Annotated in this window: 13 protein-coding genes; 4 read left to right on the forward strand and 9 right to left on the reverse strand. The window is 70.9% G+C overall.

Annotated elements, in window-relative coordinates; translation table 11 throughout:
• Positions 1 to 141 precede the first annotated feature (141 nt).
• Together ACI2LP_RS26725 and ACI2LP_RS26730 are read right to left on the reverse strand one after the other, a co-directional pair.
• Positions 142 to 1674, reverse strand: coding sequence for an amino acid permease (locus ACI2LP_RS26725; protein ID WP_404727057.1), 1533 nt, complete (start codon positions 1672 to 1674; stop codon positions 142 to 144).
• A 97-nt stretch (positions 1675 to 1771) separates the two neighbouring features.
• Positions 1772 to 2773, reverse strand: a complete 1002-nt coding sequence (locus ACI2LP_RS26730) for a hypothetical protein (RefSeq protein ID WP_404727058.1) — start codon at positions 2771 to 2773, stop codon at positions 1772 to 1774.
• Between the two features lie 232 nt (positions 2774 to 3005).
• On the opposite strand from ACI2LP_RS26730, the gene ACI2LP_RS26735 reads away from it, so the two are divergent.
• The 4 genes from ACI2LP_RS26735 to ACI2LP_RS26750 all read left to right on the forward strand — a co-directional run bounded on the left by ACI2LP_RS26735 (position 3006) and on the right by ACI2LP_RS26750 (position 8641).
• On the forward strand, positions 3006 to 4496 hold the full coding sequence (locus tag ACI2LP_RS26735) for an FGGY family carbohydrate kinase (RefSeq protein ID WP_404727059.1): 1491 nt from the start codon (positions 3006 to 3008) through the stop codon (positions 4494 to 4496).
• Between the two features lie 13 nt (positions 4497 to 4509).
• Positions 4510 to 5904, forward strand: a complete 1395-nt coding sequence (locus tag ACI2LP_RS26740; protein ID WP_404727060.1) for an FAD-dependent oxidoreductase — start codon at positions 4510 to 4512, stop codon at positions 5902 to 5904.
• Positions 5901 to 7142 carry an NAD(P)/FAD-dependent oxidoreductase gene (locus tag ACI2LP_RS26745; protein ID WP_404727061.1) on the forward strand — a complete coding sequence of 414 codons (1242 nt, stop codon included), beginning with the start codon at positions 5901 to 5903 and terminating at the stop codon, positions 7140 to 7142. The genes ACI2LP_RS26740 and ACI2LP_RS26745 overlap by 4 nt, the downstream gene beginning before the upstream one ends.
• A gap of 74 nt (positions 7143 to 7216) precedes the next feature.
• A complete protein-coding gene (locus tag ACI2LP_RS26750; RefSeq protein WP_404727062.1) occupies positions 7217 to 8641 on the forward strand; it encodes an AlkA N-terminal domain-containing protein in 1425 nt (474 codons plus the stop codon).
• On the opposite strand, the gene ACI2LP_RS26755 is transcribed toward ACI2LP_RS26750, so the two are convergent.
• The 7 genes from ACI2LP_RS26755 to ACI2LP_RS26785 all read right to left on the reverse strand — a co-directional run bounded on the left by ACI2LP_RS26755 (position 8622) and on the right by ACI2LP_RS26785 (position 20467).
• The gene (locus ACI2LP_RS26755) at positions 8622 to 13520 is read right to left on the reverse strand and encodes a NaeI family type II restriction endonuclease (RefSeq protein ID WP_404727063.1); all 4899 of its coding nucleotides are present in this window, start codon (positions 13518 to 13520) and stop codon (positions 8622 to 8624) included. The two genes, ACI2LP_RS26750 and ACI2LP_RS26755, sit on opposite strands and share 20 nt — an antisense overlap.
• Positions 13513 to 14448 (reverse strand): AAA family ATPase, encoded by a 936-nt coding sequence (locus ACI2LP_RS26760; RefSeq protein ID WP_404727064.1) that lies wholly within the window; start codon positions 14446 to 14448, stop codon positions 13513 to 13515. The genes ACI2LP_RS26755 and ACI2LP_RS26760 overlap by 8 nt, the downstream gene beginning before the upstream one ends.
• The gene (locus tag ACI2LP_RS26765; RefSeq protein WP_404727065.1) at positions 14445 to 16547 is read right to left on the reverse strand and encodes a hypothetical protein; all 2103 of its coding nucleotides are present in this window, start codon (positions 16545 to 16547) and stop codon (positions 14445 to 14447) included. Before ACI2LP_RS26765 ends, ACI2LP_RS26760 begins: the two co-directional genes overlap by 4 nt.
• A complete protein-coding gene (locus tag ACI2LP_RS26770) occupies positions 16544 to 17494 on the reverse strand; it encodes an alpha/beta hydrolase (RefSeq protein WP_404727066.1) in 951 nt (316 codons plus the stop codon). Before ACI2LP_RS26770 ends, ACI2LP_RS26765 begins: the two co-directional genes overlap by 4 nt.
• Positions 17495 to 17591: 97 nt before the next feature.
• Positions 17592 to 18014, reverse strand: a complete 423-nt coding sequence (locus ACI2LP_RS26775) for a DUF350 domain-containing protein (RefSeq protein ID WP_404727067.1) — start codon at positions 18012 to 18014, stop codon at positions 17592 to 17594.
• A gap of 118 nt (positions 18015 to 18132) precedes the next feature.
• Positions 18133 to 18960 carry a glutaminyl-peptide cyclotransferase gene (locus ACI2LP_RS26780; RefSeq protein WP_404727068.1) on the reverse strand — a complete coding sequence of 276 codons (828 nt, stop codon included), beginning with the start codon at positions 18958 to 18960 and terminating at the stop codon, positions 18133 to 18135.
• A gap of 19 nt (positions 18961 to 18979) precedes the next feature.
• On the reverse strand, positions 18980 to 20467 hold the full coding sequence (locus ACI2LP_RS26785) for a polysaccharide biosynthesis tyrosine autokinase (RefSeq protein ID WP_404727069.1): 1488 nt from the start codon (positions 20465 to 20467) through the stop codon (positions 18980 to 18982).
• Positions 20468 to 20574 lie beyond the last annotated feature (107 nt).

Genomic DNA, 20574 nt, shown 5'->3' on the forward strand with positions numbered 1-20574 from the left:
CCGCTGGGGGGTGGGGGCCGCGACGCCGGGGGGCCGCCCGGGCTCACGGCCCCCGCCCCCCCCCGCCCCCCCCCCCCCCCCCGGGGGGGGGGGGGGGCCGGCCCGCCGCGGGCCCCCGACCGCGGTGACTCGCGGTGCGCCTCAGACGATCTGGTCCGAGATCTCCGCCTGCTCACGGGCTGAGCCGTACGCCTGCGGTGTGCTGTACGAACGGCGCGCCACGAACCACCACACCGTGGCCAGGACCAGCACCGCGACCAGGGCGATCGAGGCATAGTTCATCGAGTCGACGGTCACCGGGTTCGACTGCGGCAGGCAGAACAGCACCGTCACAATGGTCACCCACACCACGGCGATCCAGCCGATCGGCTTGCTCCAGCGGCCCAGACTCCAGGGGCCGGGCTCGAAGCGACTGCCGGCCCGCAGCTTCAGATAGATCGGGATCGCGTACGCGGGGGTGATGCCGATGACATTGATGGCGGTCACCGCGCCGTAGGCCGTCACGGAGTACAGCGACGGCACGGCCAGCAGACAGGCGAAGACCACCGACAGCCATACCGCGTTGACCGGGGTCTGGGTGCGGCTGCTCACCTTCCGCCACAGCGCCGAGCCGGGCAGCGCATTGTCACGGCTGAAGGCGAACACCATCCGGCTGGCCGCCGCCACCTCGGCGTTGCCGCAGAACAGCTGCGCCACGATCACGACAAGCAGCAGTGCCTTCGCGCCGCCCTCGCCGAGAGCGTCGAGCAGGATCTGGGCCGGCGGCACGCCCGTGGCGCTCTCCTGCGTGCCCGCGTAGTCCTGGATGGCGAAGGTCAGCCCCGCCAGCAGGGCGAAACCGGCGATCCAGGAGACCCAGATGGAGCGCACGATGCCGCGGGAGGCCGAGACGGAGGCATTGGACGTCTCCTCCGACAGATGCGCGGAGGCGTCGTAGCCGGAGAAGGTGTACTGCGCCAGCAGCAGACCGATCGCGGCCACATAGATGGGGCTGTCCCAGCCGGTGCCGTTGACGAACTCGGTGAAGACGAACTCGGGGGACTGGTGGCTGGACGGCACGACGGCCAGCGCGCCGACGATCAGCGCGACGCCTCCCAGGTGCCACCACACGCTGACCGAGTTGAGCAGACTGACCAGGCGGACGCCGAACAGATTCAGTACGGCGTGCAGCAGCAGAATGCACATGAAAATGATCATTGTGGAGCCTGGGGTGGGGGTGAATCCCCACTGCAGATTCAGAAAGGCCCCGGTGAACAGCGCGGCGCCGTAGTCGATTCCGGCGATCGCGCCCAGCAGGCCCAGGAGATTGAGCCAGCCGGTGTACCAGCCCCACTTGCGGCCGCCGAGCCGGTCGGCCATGTAGTACAGCGCGCCGGATGTCGGGTACGCGCTCGTGACCTCGGCCAGCGCCATGCCGACGCACAGGACGAACAGACCTACACCCGCCCAGCCCCAGAGCATCACCGCCGGGCCGCCGGTGTTCAGGCCGAAGCCGTACAGCGTCATGCAGCCGGACAGGATCGAGATGACGGAGAAGCTGATGGCGAAGTTGCCGAAGCCTCCCATGCGGCGCGCCAGAACCGGCTGATAGCCGAGTTCCCGCAGTCGCTCCTCCTCGTCCTTGGGTGGCGGAGTCTGGTCCGGACTCGACCACTTGGGCGGGGATATGGACATCGAAGTACCTCCGGGGGAAAGGGAGATGCACTGAGCGGACAGGGACGGGGAGGTGCTGGTACTCGAACGCGCTGGGGCAGGGGCGCGGGGACGAGCGTCAGGGGTCGGGGATCGCGTCCCGCGCGGCGGCGAGGCAGCGGCTGCGGGCGCGCAGGAACACCTCTTCCGCAAGGCCGGGGTTGCCGGGGCTGTGCGTGCGGTACGCCCACGGCGGCGCGGTGTAGTACGGGCCGAGCGCCTCGAACACCCGGGCCGCGTCGGTGAATCGATGCGCGCCCCACAGCGCGTGCGCCAGATGATTGAGATCCAGCAGAGAACTCCTGGCCGGGTCGACGAGGTCGAACCAGAAGTGCAGCGCGCGCTCGGCGTCCCGGGCCGCGTCGTCCGTCACCCAGTGCAGATCCAGCGCCTTCTCATGGCCCTTCTCGCGGCGGTAGCGCTCCACCCGGACATAGAGCGGGAGGGCCCGCAGTGCCGAGCCGCCGGGAGCAGAAGACGACGCCCACTGCGCATAGTTGACCGCCTCCGACAGATGGCCGCCGGACTTGCGCGCGTACACGAACTGGAGCATCCGGTGGTACGCCTCGCGGTTGTACGGATCGCGCTTGTCGGCCTCCGCGAGCAGCCCCCAGGGGCCGGGGAACAGCATCGGCCCCGGCGGTGCCACCCGGTGCTCGTCCATCCGCTGCTTCTCGTCGAGCTGGGCCAGGGCCAGCAGACACACCCACGGCACCGGGTCCTCGGAAGCCTGGTGCGCGGCGATCCGGCAGGCCTCCCACGCCTCGTGCCACAGCTCCTGAGTGCGCCGGTGCCCCTCGCGGTGGGCGCGCAGTACACGCTCCACGGTGACCCGGCAGTGCATCACGGTCGCGGCGAGAGAGCGGGGTTCCTCGGCGCGCCAGGCCTGCACGGCGTCCGATCCCGCGGCCACCGCCGCGAGCACCTGGGTGCGCTGGGTCCACAGTGCCCAGTCGGAGGTGGCGGTCAGAAGATTCCGCATCGACATCCAGCGGCCGGTGCGTAAGTCCTGCATGGCGGAGCGCAGTTCACTGTCATGACCCGCCGGGTGGTACACCGGTCGGAAAGCGTCTTGGGGCATCAGTCCGGTCGCGTTGCGGTTGTCATGAACCCTCTTGGTACGGCGGGGGCGGGTGGGGCGGGGCTTTGCGGTGATCTTACTCAACCATGGTGTAGCAGCAAGGTATTGATTATGTGTCAGATACATGAAGACGTCCATCGGCGCAGGTGACTCTTGACGGCGGACGCTGCCTGCACCACGCTTCTTTCCGTCAATGATCAAGGTTCCTTACTATCGAAGAGCGGGGTGGCCGATGACGGGCCCGGTGCTTGCCGTCGACCAGGGCACCTCCGGCACGAAAGCGCTGGTCATCTGCCCCGAGCGAGGTGTGATCGGGACCGGCTCCGCGCCGGTGAACCCCCGCTACGGCTCCGGCGGGAGCGTGGAGGTCGACCCCGCGGCGCTCCTGACCTCGGTCATCGACGCGGGACGCCGGGCGATCGCCGACGCCGGAGAGCCCGTCGCCGCCATGGGCCTCGCCAACCAGGGCGAGACGGTGCTCGCATGGGACCCCGTCAGCGGCGAACCGCTGACCGACGCGATCGTCTGGCAGGACCGGCGGGCCGAGGCGCTCTGTGCCGAACTCGCCCAGCATGCGGATGTCTTGACGCAACTGACCGGACTGCCCCTCGACCCGTACTTCGCCGCGCCCAAGATGGCGTGGATCCGCCGCGAGCTCACCCGGGACGGTGTGGTCACCACGAGCGACGCCTGGCTGATCCACCGCCTGACCGGTGCGTTCGTCACCGACGCCGCGACGGCCGGGCGCACCCAGCTCCTCGACCTCGACCGGGTCGCCTGGTCGCCCGAAGCACTCGGCATCTACGGCCTCGCCGACGAGCGGATGCCGGAGGTCGTCGACGCGGACGGCCCGGTCGGCATCACCAACGCCTTCGGCGCCCCCGTACCCCTGACCGGGCTCCTCGTCGACCAGCAGGCCGCGCTGCTCGCCCAGAGCGTCACCGAGCCCGGCACCGCCAAATGCACCTACGGCACGGGGGCCTTCCTGCTCGCGCAGACCGGGCCGCGCCCGCGCCGTACGGGCAGCGGCCTTGTCAGCTGCGTCGCCTGGCGGCTCGGCGGACGCACCAGCTACTGCCTCGACGGACAGGTCTACACGGCAGCCTCGGCCGTGCGCTGGCTCACCGGCCTCGGAGTGATCTCGGGCGCCGCCGATCTGGACCCGGTCGGCTCCGCCGTGCCCGACAGCGGCGGCGTCACCTTCGTACCGGCGCTCGCCGGACTGGCAGCCCCCTGGTGGCGCGGAGATCTGCGTGGTTCGCTCACCGGCCTCGGCCTGGACACCGGACCGGGGCACCTCGTGCGCGCGCTGTGCGAAGGCATCGCCGCGCAGGTTGCCGAGCTCACCGACGCGGTCGCCGCCGACCTCGGCGCACCGCTCACCGGTCTGCGCGTCGACGGCGGTCTGACCCGCTCGGCGCTGCTGATGCAGACCCAGGCCGACCTGCTCCAACTGCCGGTCGAAGTATCGGCGTTGCCCGATGCCACCGCCCTCGGCGTCGGCGCCGTCGCACGGCTCGGCATGGATCCGGGTCTGACGGCCGAGCAGGCGGTACCCGCCTGGCAGCCGTCAGCCGTCTACGAGCCGCGGATCGGCGCCGCCGAGGCCGCCGAACGGCTCGCGGGCTTCCGCCGCGAGGTGGCCGCGCTCCTCGACCGTACGCCTGCACTCCCTGAGAGTGCGCCCGCGGCCGACGACCGTACGCCTCCGGCCGACAGGTGAGGCGGGGAGCGCCATGACCGTCACCAGTGCCGGGCAGTTGCCGGACACGATGCATGATGTGATCGTCGTCGGCGCCGGTGTCGTGGGCTCGGCCATCGCCCGCGAACTCGCCCGTCACCACCTCCGCACCGCCCTCGTCGACGCGAGCGACGACGTCGGCAACGGCACCTCCAAAGCCAACACGGCGATCCTGCACACGGGCTTCGACGCCGTCCCCGGGTCGCTCGAGTCCCGCCTCGTACGCGACGGTCGGCGGCGACTCGCCGCCTACGCCGCCGAGAGCGGCATCCCCCTCGAACCGCTCGGCGCGCTCCTCGTCGCCTGGGACGAGGAGCAGCTCGCAGCGCTCCCCGCCCTCGCCGCCAAGGCCGAGCGCAACGGTTACCACGACGCCCGGCTGATCGGCGCGGACGAGGTACGGCGGCGCGAGCCGCACCTGGGGCCCGGCGCACTCGGTGCACTCGCCGTCCCCGGCGAGAGCATCATCTGCCCCTGGACCACGACCCTCGCGTATGCGACCCAGGCCGTGCGCGCCGGGGTCGGCCTGCATCTGAACTGCCGGGTGGAGAGCGTCAGCAGCGGCACCCACCATGAACTGGTCACCGACCGCGGTCTGTTGCGCACCCGCCATCTCGTCAACGCCGCGGGTCTGCACGCCGGCGAACTCGACCGGCAGCTCGGCCACGGCGACTTCACCGTCACCCCGCGCCGGGGCCAGCTGATCGTCTTCGACAAGCTCGCCCGCGCCCTGGTCCACCACATCCTGCTCCCGGTGCCGACCGTGCTCGGCAAGGGCGTACTGGTGTCACCGACGGTGTACGGCAATGTGCTGCTCGGCCCGACCGCCGAGGACCTCGACGACAAGCAGGCAACCGGATCGACCGCCGAGGGGCTCGACTTCCTCCTGGAGAAGGGCCGACGGATCATGCCCGAGCTGGTCGAGGAGGAGGTCACCGCCGTCTACGCGGGCCTGCGACCGGCCACCGAGCACGACGACTACCGCATCCGGGCGCACGCACGGCAGCGGTACATCGCCGTCGGCGGCATCCGCTCCACCGGTCTGACCGCCTCCATGGCCATCGCCGCCCATGTCACCGACCTGCTCGCCGATGCCGGACTCGACCTCGGGCCCGCCCGCGAACTGGAGCCCGTACGCATGCCGAACATCGGCGAGACGTTCCCCCGTCCCTACCAGCGTGCCGATCTCATCGCCGCCGACCCCGAGTACGGCACACTCGTCTGCCACTGCGAACGCGTCTCCCGCGGTGAGATTCGCGACGCGCTGGACAGCACGGTCCCACCGGGTTCTCTCGACGGACTGCGGCGCCGCACCAGGGCGCGCGGCGGCCGCTGCCAGGGCTTCTACTGCGGGCCGACGGTGCGCGCGCTGTTCGAGGCGCGAGGATGAACCGGGTGACGCGAGCGGTCGACGTCCTGGTCGTGGGCGCCGGACCGGCCGGACTCGCCGCCGCTGCGCGGCTCGCCGCGGCGGGCGCGGGCCGGGTCGAGATCCTGGAGCGGGAGCAAGAGGCGGGCGGCATCCCGCGGCACTGCCACCCCGGTGGCTTCGGTGACTTCGGCGGCTTCGGGCTGCGCGACCTGCGGCGTCCGATGAGCGGCCCGCAGTACGCCCGCCACCTCGTCGACGACACCGTGCGCGCCGGAGCGGATCTGCGCACCGGCGTCACCGTCACCGGCTGGGCGGGCCCCCGCACCCTGGACACCACCGGCCCGGACGGCCTGGAGCGCATCGGCGCACGGGCCGTCGTCCTCGCCACCGGGGCGCGCGAACGCCCGCGCAGCGCGCGCCTTGTGCCGGGCACCCGGCCGCAGGGCGTACTCACCACGGGCGAGCTGCAGCAGGCCGTCCATCTGTACGGACAGCCGGTCGGCAGCCGTGCCGTCGTCGTCGGCGCGGAGCCCGTCGCGTACTCGGCGGTGCGGACCCTGGGGGCGGCGGGCGCCAACGTCGTCGCGATGGTCACCGATCAGCCGCGCGCTCCTTTGGTGTCCCCGCGACGTCGCGTCCCGCTGCTCACCGGGGCGACGGTGACGGAGCTGTTCGGCCGAGGCCGCCTGACCGGCGTCGGGCTGCGGCACCGGGACGGCAGAACCACCACACTCCGCTGCGACACAGTCGTCTTCACCGGCGACTGGATCCCCGACCATGAGCTCGCCCGGCGCGGCGGTATCCCACTCGACCCCGGCACCCGTGGACCGGCGGTCGACACCGCGTTGCGCACGGCCGAGATCGGGGTCTTCGCCGCGGGCAATCTGCTGCACGGCGTGGAGCCGGCCGGGATCGCCGCGGAAGAGGGCCGGCACGCGGCGGAACAGGTGCTGCGCACTCTCGCAGGCGAACCGTGGCCAGGTCGCGTGCTGACCGTGCAGGTCGAAGCTCCGCTGCGCTGGGCGGCGCCGAACCGCATCGACCCGGCCGGGCCCCCGCCGATGCGGGACCGGTTCACGCTGCGTACGACCGGGCGGCTCGCCCTGCCCGTGCTCGTCGTCCGCCAGGACGGCCGGATTCTGCACCGGCAGCGCCTGCTGCGTACCGCAGTACCGGGCCGGTCGCTGTACCTGAGCGCGGACTGGATGAGCCGGGCGTCCGCGCACGGCGGCCCGCTGGTCATCACGGCGTACTAGGCCGTCGCCGCCGGTCGAACGTCGTGTCCGATTTCCGCCAGCCCGGGCCCCGGGAGGGTGCCCATACTGGCCGTATGACGATCGAGGACAGCAGGTACGAGGCGGTGAGCAGCAGAGACGCGCGGTTCGACGGCGTGTTCTTCTTCGCCGTCTCCACCACCGGGATCTACTGCCGGCCCAGTTGCCCAGCGATCACCCCCAAGCGGCAGAACGTGAGGTTCTACCGGACCGCCGCGGCAGCCCAGGGCGCGGGCTTCCGGGCCTGCCGCCGCTGCCGCCCGGACGCCGTGCCGGGCTCCGCCGAATGGAACGCCCGCGCCGACGTCGTGGGCCGTGCCATGCGACTGATCGGTGACGGGGTCGTGGACCGGGAGGGTGTCGCGGGCCTCGCGGGCAGACTGGGCTACAGCGCCCGCCAGGTACAGCGGCAGCTGAACGCGGAACTCGGCGCGGGCCCCATCGCCCTGGCCCGGGCCCAGCGCGGCCACACCGCGCGCGTACTGCTGCAGACGACCACCCTGCAGGTGACGGAGATCGCGTTCGCGGCAGGGTTCGCGAGCGTACGGCAGTTCAACGACACGATCCGCGAGATCTACGCGGCCACCCCCAGCGAACTCCGCTCCGCCCGTCCCGGACGCGGCTCGCGCTTCGGCCCTGTCGGCCGGGTCGGCTCGGCGGGCGGCGGCGCCGCGGGGGTCCCGCTGCGGCTGGCCTACCGCGGCCCGTACGCGTCCGTCGAGGTCTTCGACTACCTTGCCGCCCGCGCCATCACCGGCATCGAGGAGGTTGTAGGAGAGCGCGGCTCTCGCGTCTACCGGCGTACGCTCCGGCTGCCGGGCGGCCCCGGAGTTGCCGAGGTGGACGAACAGCCGGGCAGAGGGTCCCCCCGGCCGAAGGCTGGGGGAGGCTGGTTGGAGTGCCGGCTGCACCTGGTCTGTCTGCGCGATCTGACCACGGCCGGCCAGCGGATGCGCCGCCTCTTCGACCTGGACGCCGACCCGTGCGCGGTCGCCGAACGTCTCGGCACGGACCCGATACTGGCCCCCCTGATCGCGGCCCGCCCAGGCCTGCGAGCCCCGGGCACGGCCGATCCGCATGAGCTCGCGGTGCGGGCGGTGCTGGGCCGGCGGGAGCTTGGCGACGCGCTGGTCGCGGCGTACGGGGAGCGGTTGACCGAGCCGAGCGGGGGGCTTACCCATCTGTTCCCGCGTGTGGAGGACTTGGCGGAGGCAGAGCCCAGCGAACTGCGTACGCTGAGCGCCGCGCTGGCGGACGGCTCGGTGGTACTCGATCCGGGCGCGGACCGGGACGAGGCCGAGCGGCAGTTGCTCGCTCTGCCGGGCATCGGACCGAGGACGGCGGGCTACATCCGGATGCGGGCCCTTGGCGATCCGGATGTGCTGCCGGCGGGGGAGGCGACGGTGGGGGACACCGAAGCCTGGCGGCCGTGGCGTTCGTACGCCATGCACCACCTGTGGGCTAGGGCGCGCGACAGCTGACCCACTCGCCCGGCTCCGGAACGGGCAGCCCTAGAGCGCGTGCACGCTCCCGGTCCTGCGGCAGGTGGCTCAGGATGACGATGCCCTCTTCGGAGAGCACGCGCCGCGCGTCGCGGATGCGCTTTGCGTAATCGAGGTGCTGTGTCACTGTGCGCAGCGTCTCGGTCGAGATCCTTCGCTCGGTCACGCGCCGGAAGAGCTCGGCCGCGCGCGCGGCGCCGGTGGACGCGGAGAGGATGGCGGTGCGTACCGGCTCGGGGAGCTGGAGGAGCAGGTTCTCCGGCAGGTCGGCGTTCCGGTGGAGCCATTCCACGGAGCGGTCGAGCTCAATGACTCGCTCTCCGTCCTGGTTGACTGCGTCCACCTGCGATCCGCTTCGTACGCGCTTCAGTCCGGCCCACCACTTGGACTCCCGGTCGTTGGCGTCCAGGATGAGGCAGATCGCGTTCTGCACCACCGGCGCGACCGCTCCCCGAGGCCCGTTGAGCCCGAAGCGGATGAAGAACCCGACGTCCGGCAGCGGGAGAAGCGGGAAATCCTCAAGCACGGCCAGCTCCACGGACCGGGCAAGACGACCGAATTCGTCGGGGGTCAGCTCTTCCACGTCGAAGCGACCGGTCCCGGGGCCGTCGAGGATCTTGTCGATACAGTCCCGCAGCAGCTTCCCCATGCGGTGACCGTCGGGATCCTCGGTCATGAACGCCTCCCGCAGGCGCTGGAGTTCTTCATCGACCGGCGGTGCGGGTTCGGGGATGTGGAGCCACGCCCTGAGCGTCTCACCCCCGTCGGTGAGGCGAATCTTGGCGAAGCGCTCCGTCGACAGGCTTGTGCCGGGGTGTTGGAGAGCGGCCTCCATGGCGGTTGCGGAGACACAGACCGCACATGACGCGCCGGAGGACCGCGCAATCCTGTCGAGGTCGGGCGTGCGGAGCAGGGTGAGGGCCGTGTCCACGGCGGGACTCGATACGACACTGTCGACAATGCCGGAATGGACCGCCACCCGTACGGCGAGCCGTCGGTTCAGGGCATCCAGGGCTCTGGGCAGGCGGTCCACCAGCGCGACGAGCAAACGCTCGACCGGGATGTCCCAGTCGAAGGCGAGGACGATCGTGCCGTCCCACAAGCACGGTCTCCGTTGGCTCCCCAAGACCTCGTCAAGTGTCTCGAGCAGGACGGTCCGGTCGGCGTTTCGGTGCGCGGCGAAGTCCTGAATCTCCACCGCCACGACGGTGTTGTGATGCCGTCGGCTCAGTGGCGCGGCCCCGTCGGTCCGCAGCAGCCCCTGGAGTTCGGCCACCCTGCCGCCGCCGTCGGCGGTCGTCAGAAAGAGCGCCAGCGCCTCGTGCCAACGCTGCCGGGCGCGGTCCGCCTCGCCCGCGTGGTGCAGGGCGTGACCGAGTACGATCAGGGCGTCGGCCTGGTGCGAGGCGTTGCCCGTCCCGGCGAGGACCGCGAGGGAATCCTCGGCCGCGGCGAGCGCCGCTGCGAGGTTGCCGGCGGCCAGGTGCGTCTGGGCGATGCGCAGCCCCGTCGATCCCACGGCCTCGTGCTGGGCATGAGCCCGGAAGAGCCCCAGCGCATCCTGAAGGCAGGACAGCGCAATGGCGTGCTGGCCGAGTTGGGCATGACCCTCGGCGAGTACGCACAGAGCGTGAGCTCTCCGCAGGGGCGCACCCACCTCCCGCAGCAGCTTCAGCTGGCGATTGACCGCGTCGATCGCCTCGTGGGCCTGGCCAAGCTCCAGGTTGAGGTGGGCAAGGCGGTCGAGGGCCTGTGCCTCCGCGAAGCGGTCACGGTCGGAAGCGGCGGTGGCAGCCGACCGCTCGAAGTGCGCCGCCGCACGCGGGTAGTCGCCCTGTCGCTGCGCGACTATTCCGAAGAGCAGGTCGACGATGCCCGCTGTCGCGGCGTCGTTCTGCGCCGCGGCCGCCTCCAGGGTGACCTGAGCCTCCGCGTCCTGGTTCTGGTGCAGAAGGCCGAGGGCCAAGGCGACTTGAGCCCTGGCATGGGTCAGGCTGTCCTCGATGCGCTGGGCGTCCTCGGCGACCGACAGCGCTGCACTTCGATACTGCGCCGCGTGAAGAGGAGACTCGGCGAGGTCCCTGAGCAGCAGGAGCACATGTGCTCGGACATGCGGGGCGACTCTCCTGCCGAGTTCCGCCGCACCCATGACGGTCAGCACATCAGGGGACTCCCCGAGGAACGACTCCAGCGACATACCCGGTGCGACGGCGGCCTCGCCGGAACCGATGAGCCCCAGGCGGTCGGCGAGGCGATCACCGGGACGGTCCCCCGTACAGACACGTACCGCCTCCCGGCGGTAGTGACGGAGGAGTCGTTCCGCGGCCAATTCCGCCTGGTTCGTAGGGATTTCTGCCCTGGCCCGCCGTCGGGCGACGCGCTGAACCTCGTCGTGGAACCGGTAGTGGGACCCAACGGCGCCGTCGCTCTCGAGCAGTCCCGTCTCGACCAGTGTCTGGAGGGTCTCGACTGCGTCGCCGTGAGTCGTATTGAGCACGGCTGCCGTCTCTCCGGTCTGCAGCTGGGTCGTGTCGAGCATGGCCAACAGCATCACTGCCCGCGCGAGCCAGGGCTCCAGATGGTCGAGTCGCAGCTTGAGCGCGACGTCCAACGCCGAGCCGACGGGGCCCTCATGCCGCAGTTCCAGCGCCAGACCAGAAGGTACGTCTCCGAGGGCGATCCACTTGGCGATCAGTGCGATGGGCAGCGGCCAACCGCCGTAACGCCGAACGAGCTGCACGCCGTCGTCGAACACCACGTAGTTCCGCGCTCGCCCGACGATGCTGCTGATCAGATTCACCCCCTCCGTGTCATCCAGCGGTCCCAGCTGGAGCACATGTGTGGAGAGGCCGAGGATCGGGCCCCTGCTGGTGATGACGACCGCACAACCGGGCGTGCCGGTGTCGGGCAGCAGCGGAGCGACTTGACTCTCGGCGTGGGCGTTGTCGAGTACCACCAGCACCCGGCGTCCGGCCATGGACGCGCGGTAGAGCGCGGACAGCCGCTCCTGGTCCGACGGAAGCGATTCCAGCGAAGCGCCCAGGGCTTGAAGAAAGCCGACGAGCACGGAGGACGGATCCAGCGGGTGGGTGCTCGATCCCCGCAGATCCACGAAGAGCTGACCGTCCGGGAAGAAGTGGTCTTTCACCAGGTGCGCCGCGCGCAGGGCCAGCGTGGTCTTCCCGGCACCGGGGGCGCCACCGTCGGCCGTGACACTTACGACAGGCGATCCTGGCGACGTGATGAAATGCTGCAGGTCCTGAAGGGGGCGTGCCCGGCCGACGAAGTTCTCCGCCGAGTCCGGCGGGAGGTGAGCGGGCACCGGCCTCCCCGCCCGCTCCTCGTGCCGCTCGGCCTCCTCCACCGGCAACCCCAGCAGCTCAAGCGTCCGCCGTGATGCTTGTGCGAACGGCTTACGTTCCGCGGGGAGTTCCGCCGCGCCCTCAGGGGCGTACGCGACCGACGGCAGCTGCCCGCCCCCGTTCCCCCGCGACGACACATGACGGCTCAGCGCCCGGTTGATGCGCCACACCTCGTGCTCCGCGAGCTCCCGCCTCAGCCGCTGCTGCACCGTGTCGGGCAGAGCCAATTCGACCGTTCCGCCCGCATCCGAACCGAGCGCGAAGAGGCCGCTGGTGAGCAGCTCCGCGACATCCGCCACCGTCGCTTCGGGCACCAGCTCCTGGCGGATGAGATGCAGCAGTCGCATGCTCAGCCGGTCGAAGGCGGAGCACAGCACGGCCAGGCGCGCCGCCGCGGGCGAAGCCGTACGCAGGAAACCCTCGGCGTTCCCCGTTCCCGATCGCCGTCGAGGGCGCGCCTCGGGCCGCCCGCCGGACGGGACCAGCACCGCGCCGCATCCCTCCGGGGCCGTGCGCATCAGAGTCCGCGACCAGCGGCCCAGAGAGTGCGGGGACAGCGACAGCACGGGGATCGGCAGCCACGGACCGTCATCACTGTTTGGCAGCAACGGCGGCGGGTCGAAGGCCAGATGGGAGTTGACCGAGCCCGGCGTGCCGGGCGCGACCCGGACCGTCGGCAGATCGAGACCTGTCCTGCGCCACAGCTTCGTCGGCAGCGGATTGAGCAGTGCGACCGGCGTCGACAGCGACCACTCCCGCAGCTGGCGCCACACTCCGGGCTCCCGCCACCCCGGCGCCGCGCAGTCGGACACGGCAACCACCAGCCGACGCCCGTCGGGCGACCGCAGCTGGCCCGGGCCCGTCAACCGGCCCTGTCCGTCCCGGAGTTCGGGTCCCTCCTCCCCGAAGCCGAGATCGCGTACCTGGAGCGTACGGAACGCGCCGAGCCGGTCCAGTACGGCCGTGAAGTCGGCGATCGTCTCCTGCCACACCTGCATGGCGGGGGAGCGGTCCACGACCAGTACGAGGTCGAACCATCGCTCCGGCGCCGCTCTGAGCGCCGGGATCAGCTCCCCGCTGCGGGCATAGCCGTCCACCGTGGCGTCGATGTCCAGCTCGGGCCGGCGCCCCTGACGCCATGGCCGCTTCCACGGGCGCAGGGCGCGGGTCACCTCCAGTGCGAGCGGCAGGCCGGCGGCCCGTGACGGGGCCACCGCGTCACCGCGGACCCGCGAGCTCGCCCCGGCGAGCCGCTCGTGCAGGGCGCGCTCGGGTGCGGCCGCCCCCGCACCCGCGGGCGCCGAAGACTCGGCCACGGGCTCCGGTGCGGGCGCCGCCTCTGCGGGCTGATGCGGCTCAGGCCCCGCGGATGCGGCCTCCCCGTCCCCCGCCAACCGCGATGCGAGCCACAGCGCATCGGCGAGAGCCGTGCCGTCCAGCTCTGGCGCCGCAGCGCTCAGTGCGGCAACCGCCCGAGCCAAGGACTGCTCACGCACGGGACAGCTCGCGCAGGACGAGGTCCAAGACCTCCTGCTTGTCCTCTCCGGCAGGAGCGCCGCCGCCGGTCAGGAGGTGTACGGCGTTGAGAAGCTGGTCGACCGCCAGGCTCTCGCCCGCCGCGACCCGCCCGACGAAGGCCTCGATCAGCGTGTCGACCGCCCCGGACCGTTCCGTATCCGTACCGATCTCGAGATGCGCCTCGACGACCCGGCGAAGCGCGTCGACCGTCGGCTTCGGCATGGTGTAGCGGATGCAGCGCCGCAGAAAGGCCGCCGGAAAGTCCCGTTCGCCATTGCTGGTCATCACGATGAACGGGAACTGCTCGCACTGCACCCGCCCCCGCTGCACGGGCCGCCGCACATCGCCGCCCCACTCGCGCACCTCGACAACGTCCCTCGTGTACCGGGCGAGTTCGGGGATCTCGAACTCGCCGCGCTCCAGCACATCGAGCAGATCGCTCGGCAGATCCAGATCGCTCTTGTCGATCTCGTCGATCAGCAGCGCCCGCGGACGCTCGGCCGGGAGCAGCGCCGTGCCCAGCGGGCCCATCCGCAGGAAGGGAGCGATGTCGTCGCTGCCGCCCGGCCCGTCGAGCCGCTGTGCGTGGATGCGACCCAGGGCGTCGTACCGGTACAGCGCCTCCGTGAGCGTGCTGCGCGAGGTGATGTGCCAGCGCAGTACGTCGCCGAGCTTCAGCTCCGCCGCGACCTGCTCGATCACCGTTGACTTGCCGGAGCCCGCCGCGCCCGTCACGAGCAGCGGACGGCGCAGCGAAAGCGCGGCGTTGACCGCCTTGATCAGACCGGGGGGTGGCTGGAACTGCTTGTGCAGGGCCTGCCGGGGGAAGCTCCGCCACGGAGGCGGCTCGCCGAGATCGACATCCCGCGGCGTGCCGTCCCCGACATAGAAGGGTTGCCAGGTCATGCGGAGTTCTCCCCATCCGTTGTGGGCTGCTCGAGCGTGTGCTGCTCGAACCAGTCGCAGAAGTCGAGCCATTCGCAGTCGTGCCACACCGACCGCCACTGCGCGAGATGCTCCCGGCCGTCCGGCTCCGCCGGTTCGCCCGGTGGTGTGTGCTGTCCCCAGCTGCGGCGGTAGGCCTCGCTGAATTCCGTGGGCAGCAGATGCCAGAACCTGTCGAGGCTGTCCCGGGACCTGTCCGGCACGCCGCCGTCGCCGCCGGGCCACAGCACGATCGGGGCGTACGCCAGGAGTACCTCCATGATCTGCTCGAACCGCGCGGGCCGGTGCTCCAGTGCCAACGCCCGGGCGTACGCGCCGTGCCCGAGCCGCTTTCTGAGCTCCTGTGCCTGCATCGTCTCCTGCTCGCCGAGCCAGTCCACGGGCGCGCCGCCCGCTCCGCACGCGCTCATTGCCTCCAGCTTCTCCCTGGCCCGCTCATTGATCCACCACAGATGGTCCGGCGGGCAGAGCCGCTCGCTCCAGCGCAGTACGACGTCGTACGCGACGCCCACGCGCTCCCCGAAGTCCGTCTCCTCGGGCCGCCAGCGCAGCAACAGCGCGGCTGAGGCGGCGACTTCGACCCGCTGAAGTCGCGCGCCCGCTCTTCTGGCGTGCAGGGACGCCCACCTGAGCACACCGGCCAGCCTCTTTTCGACCCCCTTCTGGTCCGGTGTGCAGCCGAACTCCTTGTGCGCGCGCACGTCGCCGCGGTCAAGGAGCCAGGCGTCAAGGGTCTCGGGCCATTCGTCGGCGACGGCGGCATGCAGACTGACGATCAGCCGCAGCCGAGACTTGGTGCCCCGTTGCCGCAGGGCCTCGAAGGCGTCGTTGAGTTCGACCTCGGCACCGACGGAGTGCGCCCAGGCCGTGAGCCGGGGACTCTCGGCAGCGAGCATGTCCTCGGTGGCCAGCGCGGCGACGAAGGCCGCCAGGGGCGTGGTGTGCGTCTGGCCGACACGGGGGGCGCGCAGCCTCAGATACTCCACGGCGTCCCGCAGCAGTTCGCTCCCTGAGGCATCGGGCAGCCGCGTTCCGGACCGGCCCGCTGCCGACGACATCGCGCGCCGCAGCCGCTCGGAGGTGAGTGGCTGCCCCGGCCAGGAGGTGAGCAGGTCGACGGTGCGCAAGCAGTCCAGCAGACCGTCGACGACGCGCAGTGCCCAGGCAGTCTCGCCGGCGCTCCCGGGCCCAAGCCCGCGCAGGGCGCCCCGCATCCGCTCCAGCACATCGGCGCCGGTGACCGGCGTGGGCGGCGGGGCAGCGCCGCCCAGCGGCTGAAGTGCCTGGTCCAGCTCCTCGGTCGCCACCGGCCCGAGCACCGATCCGGCCCGCAGGAGGTGCCTGACGTTGCGCGCGAGCCAAGGGCGCTCGCCGAACTGCGCGCCGTCGTACTCCACCAAGCGGGCGTCCTGCCCCGGCACCGCGTCCTTCACGGCATCGACCACCGCGGCGGGACGCAGAAACTCGCCCGCGCCGCCGATGCCCTCGGCGAGCACCTGGACGACGCCCCGGGTGAAGGCGAGCCGGTACGCGGTCTGCGCAGCGCCGACGGACATCAGCAGGGAGAACCGGGTTGCGCCCTGGCGCACGCCACCGTCCAGCGCCTTCAGATCCGGGGTTGCGCCCCCGGCGTGGCAGGTGTCGACGAGCGCGATGACTCCGGGGAGCCCCGGGGTCTCCAGAGCCTGGGTCAGCAGCTCCCCGACGTTCACCGCGGAGGCGATCACATCGGCTCGGGAGTCGCCCGCCATCAGATAGAGCGTGGGGTTCTGGCCGGGGGTGATGCCGTGACCGATCAGCGCGAGGACGAGTACCGCTCCCGCCTCGCCCGCCTGCTGCGCCGCGCCCCGGATCGCGGCCTCGATCTGCGCCTGGGAGACGGAAGTGCCGTACAGCAGTGAGGACTCGGCGGCCGGGCTCTGAGCGCACGCCCCCGTCCAGTGGTCAGTGAGTGAATCGTGCAAGGACCGCGCCACGTCCTCCAGACCGTCGAGCAGCCCCAGCTCCGCGCACTGCGGGGCGATGACCAGGGTGTGGCGGTGGGGAGTTGTCGCTGTCATGGGGCCGTGGCTGCCTCGATCGCCTCGACGACCGGCCCGGCGACGGCCGGCTGCGCGAGATATTTGACAGCGGGGTGCACCCATACGCCGTCCGAGTCGATGCGCTTGCTGACAGGCAGCACGGACCGGTCGTTGGGGCGTACGAACTTCTCCAGCCGCGGCCGCCCGGCGACGAAGTCGTCCCGGTCCCAGAAGTTGAGCCACCTCTCGACCGGGCCGGGCACCTGCACCGGCTGCGGATGCACCTTGGGCTGCACCGCCCTGCGCATCCCCAGCGGCGAACCGAGGGTGACGAGCAGCGGTATGCGCTCCCCGTGCGCGTGCAGGGTCTCCAGCGATACGACAGTGCCCAGGGAGTGCGCAACGACGATCGTGGGTCCGGCGGGGTCCAGAGCCTGCTCGACGCGGTGGCGGATCCGGGCGTCGAGAGTCAGGCCCTGCGCATCCGGCTCGGCGCGGCGCAGATAGCGGGCGACCTGGCGCAGCTGGCCGACCATCAGACTCGCGCTGGCCCAGCCGCCGAAGGTACGCAGACCGGGCACCGACAGCAGGGTGTTGGCGGCGTTGAGCACCTGCCGAGCGGCCTCGCCCAGGCCCTGCGAGGCGCCCTCAGGAGCGAGTTGGGCGCGGGCGTGGCGGAGCATGCGGATCTCGTCGTCCGCCACGGGCTCGGCCAGCCGCTCGTCGAGGGCTTCCAACAGCAACTCGCCGACCAGGTCGGCTTCGTCGTCCGTGTCCGATGACCCCTGTGCCTCGGCGACGCCGAACAGATCGCCGTAGTAAGCGAATCGCGCGTCCGCAGCCCAGCCCTGCACCAGATCGAGGACCCGCCGCGCATGGCCCGCGGCGCGGGCGCCGTCGGCCAGTGCGCGCAGCCAGGAGTCGAGTTCGGCGGCTGCGTCGCGTGGACCGCCGATGCCGTGTACGAAGACCAGCCGCGGCTTCATGAATCCCCCCGAAAGCCCCGCCCAGGGGCTCCGGGCGAGCCTCGACAGTATCAACTTCCTTGCTGGTGGCGGCGCTTGTCCAGCCAGATCATGGTGCTCAGGCGATGGACGCCGAGACGATGGCCGACACCGCGAGATTGCAGGACGCGGTCACCCACACCGCCGGGTGCGGCTCCGCCTCGACCAGCGTCGCCCCGAGCTTGCCCGGCGTGACCAGGTCCACCACCAGGAACGCCACCGCCATCATCACCAGACCCAGCAGACCGAACGCGGCGGTGGAGGCAAGTCCCTTGCCGAAGTTGTCGTACGTCGTCCAGATCGACGTGAACACGATGCCGCCGATCCCCAGCAGCGCCGAGCTGAGCAGCAGCGCGGCGTTGCGGTTGCGGTCCTCCCATATCTGCTTGCCGAGCTTGCCGGGCGTCAGCAGGTCGATCAGGAGGATGCCGAGGATCAGGAGGACCACACCGAGGGCGCCGTACGCGCTCGCGCGGCCAAGTCCGTTGACGATGTCGCTCATTGGGGACTGGTCTCCGTGTCTGAAAAATTGCAGGTCAAGGGCGCGCAAAATGTACCGCACGGTTCCGGCCAGTGGATCAGGCCTCCCCCGTCACCCGTACAACGGCCCGCAGAGTCGGTCACCGGGGCACGAAGGCGACCCGGAACATCTTGGGCCACCACTTGCCGGTGATCAGGAACTGACCGGTGCCGGGAATGGCCGCGATACCGTTCAGGACATCTGCTCGGGCAGCCTCCTGTGGCGTGAGGAGGCCACTGGCGTCAACTTCCCCCGTGACCGCTCCGGTGTTCGTATCAATGCGCATGATCCGGTCCGACGGCCAGACGTTGGCGTACACGACGTCGCCGATGCAGTCCAGCTCATTCAGCCGGCTCACCGGTCGCCCGAGGGCCGTGACGGCAACCTCCCCTGTTTTCACGAGCGTTCGGGGGTCCCGGAAAGTGAGCCGGGAGGAGCCGTCGCTCGTCACCAGCCGGTCGCGATGGCGCTGGTGGCACACGCCCCAGCCCTCGTCCCGGTAAGGGACCCGGCGCAACTCGGCCAGCGTCCTTGCGTCCCGTTCGACGGCCAGGCCGTTCTTCCAGGTGAGCTGCCACAGGGTCGACCCGATGACGGTGATCCCCTCGCCGAACAGCGGCCCGGGCAACTCGGTGCGGACCGCCGGAAAACCGTCGAGGGGCCCCGCCCGGACCGAGGACTGTCCGACCACGCCCGTGCTCTCGTACAGCACGCCGCCGTCGGTCATCTCCAAGCCCTGGGTGAAGGCCTTCGGGTCATGGGGCAGGGTGTCGACGACCTCGGCCCGCAGTTGCTCGATCCCTGCCGCAGCCCGCCCGTCCGTGCCCCGGCCGGTGTCTCCGGCTGCGCCGCCAGTCTCGCACGAGGTGACGAGCATGCCACCGACCAGGGCCACGACCACGACGGAGACCGCCAGTGCACCACGCATGACCTCACGCCGCCCGTTTCTACGATTGTGTCTTGGACGGCACCCGCGCTCGGTGCTGCTTGTCGGCCGGTCCTCGACCGGGAACCACCGCCGCCAGCCCCGACGACACCAGCGCAGTGAACCGGGCTGTCGTGTCCTGCTTCGGCCGGTACGTGTACGCATAGGCATGTGCGTCGCCTTCTCCTCGTACCCGAGCGGCGTTCAAGACCGCCCCCAGCACGGGGACGTTGACGCGTTCGAGGATGCGCAGGGCGTCGACGACCTGGCTCCGGCTTGTCCGCCCGGCGCGCGCCACGAGCAGGTAGCCGTCGATGGCGGGTGCCATCGCCGTGGTGTCGGCGAAGGGGAGGACCGGAGCCGTGTCCACCACGACATGGTCGAACTGCCCGGCAAGAGTGCGCAGCAGCGAGGCGAAATAGGTGCTTCCGAGGAGCTGTGTCGGATTGGGAGGGATCCTCCCACTGGCGAGCACCGAGAACGTACCGGCCGACTGGATGACCTCATGCAGATCGGCCTGGCCCACTAGAGCTGTGGTGAGCCCGGCGTCCCTGATGAGGCCGAGAGCCGGAGCAATCGAAGGCCGGCGCAGGTCGCAGTCGATCAGACATACCTTTGCCCCTTCCTCGGCGAGTGTGGCGGCCAGGTTGACCGACACGCTGCTCTTCCCCTCACGCGGCAGCGGACTGGTGACGGCGATCACCTTCGGCCGCTGATCCACCTCCGCGAACTGCAGATTGACACGAAGCTTCCGGAAGCCCTCCGCACGCGGACTGTGCATGTCGTCGCGCAGGGAGACCGGTTGTCGTGCCGCTCGCGGGTCCTGCACGATGCTGGACAGCACCGGAGGCCCCCCGGCGCCTGCCAGGCACTCGGCGAGGGCTTTGGAATCACGCATCGACGTGTCCACCGTCTCCAGCGCGACACCCAGCCCCAGCCCGAGCAGCAGGCCCACCGCCAGACCCAGGGCAACATTGACGGGGGTGTTCGGGGACGAGGGCGCGGTCGGCACGGTGGCAGGGTGCGTCACGGTGAGCCGTACCGGGGACGGGAGGCTGCTCTCCTCAGGACTCTCCAGCCTCCTGATCACGTCGGCAAAGCGGTGCGCGACCGTGTTGCTGATCCGGGCGGCTCGTGCCGCATGGGTGTCGGTGACGGTCAGGCGGACCAGAACCGTGTTGAGCGGCGCTTCGGCCTCGATCCGTTCAGCCAGCTGGGCAGAGGTCATGTCGAGCCGGAGGTATTCCACGACCGGTCCGGTTACTTCGGGACTCTGCGCCACGTCGGCGTAGGACTGGACTCTGGCCTGGGCGAAGGAGTTGCCCTGATTGAGCTGGGACGTGTCGGCGTCGGCCTGGAGAGACACGAACAGCGTGGTCGTCGCCCGGTACTCCGGAGTGACGAGGACACTCGCCAGGACGCCCGCCACTGTCCCCAGCACAGTCACGAGGGCGATGACGTGCCATCGACGGGAAAGGACTCGTAGGTAGTCGCGCAGATCCAACGTCATTCCCCAGTCGGAGCGAGTGAGTGGGCAGTCAGCCTAGGAGCAGGCTGAGGGATTTGGGGTGCATGGCATGTGCACTCGACTTTTCGCACCCCAATGGAGTGCACCGG

Origin of the sequence: Streptomyces sp. NPDC019890, from assembly GCF_044903445.1 — a bacterium.
Taxonomy (GTDB): domain Bacteria; phylum Actinomycetota; class Actinomycetes; order Streptomycetales; family Streptomycetaceae; genus Streptomyces.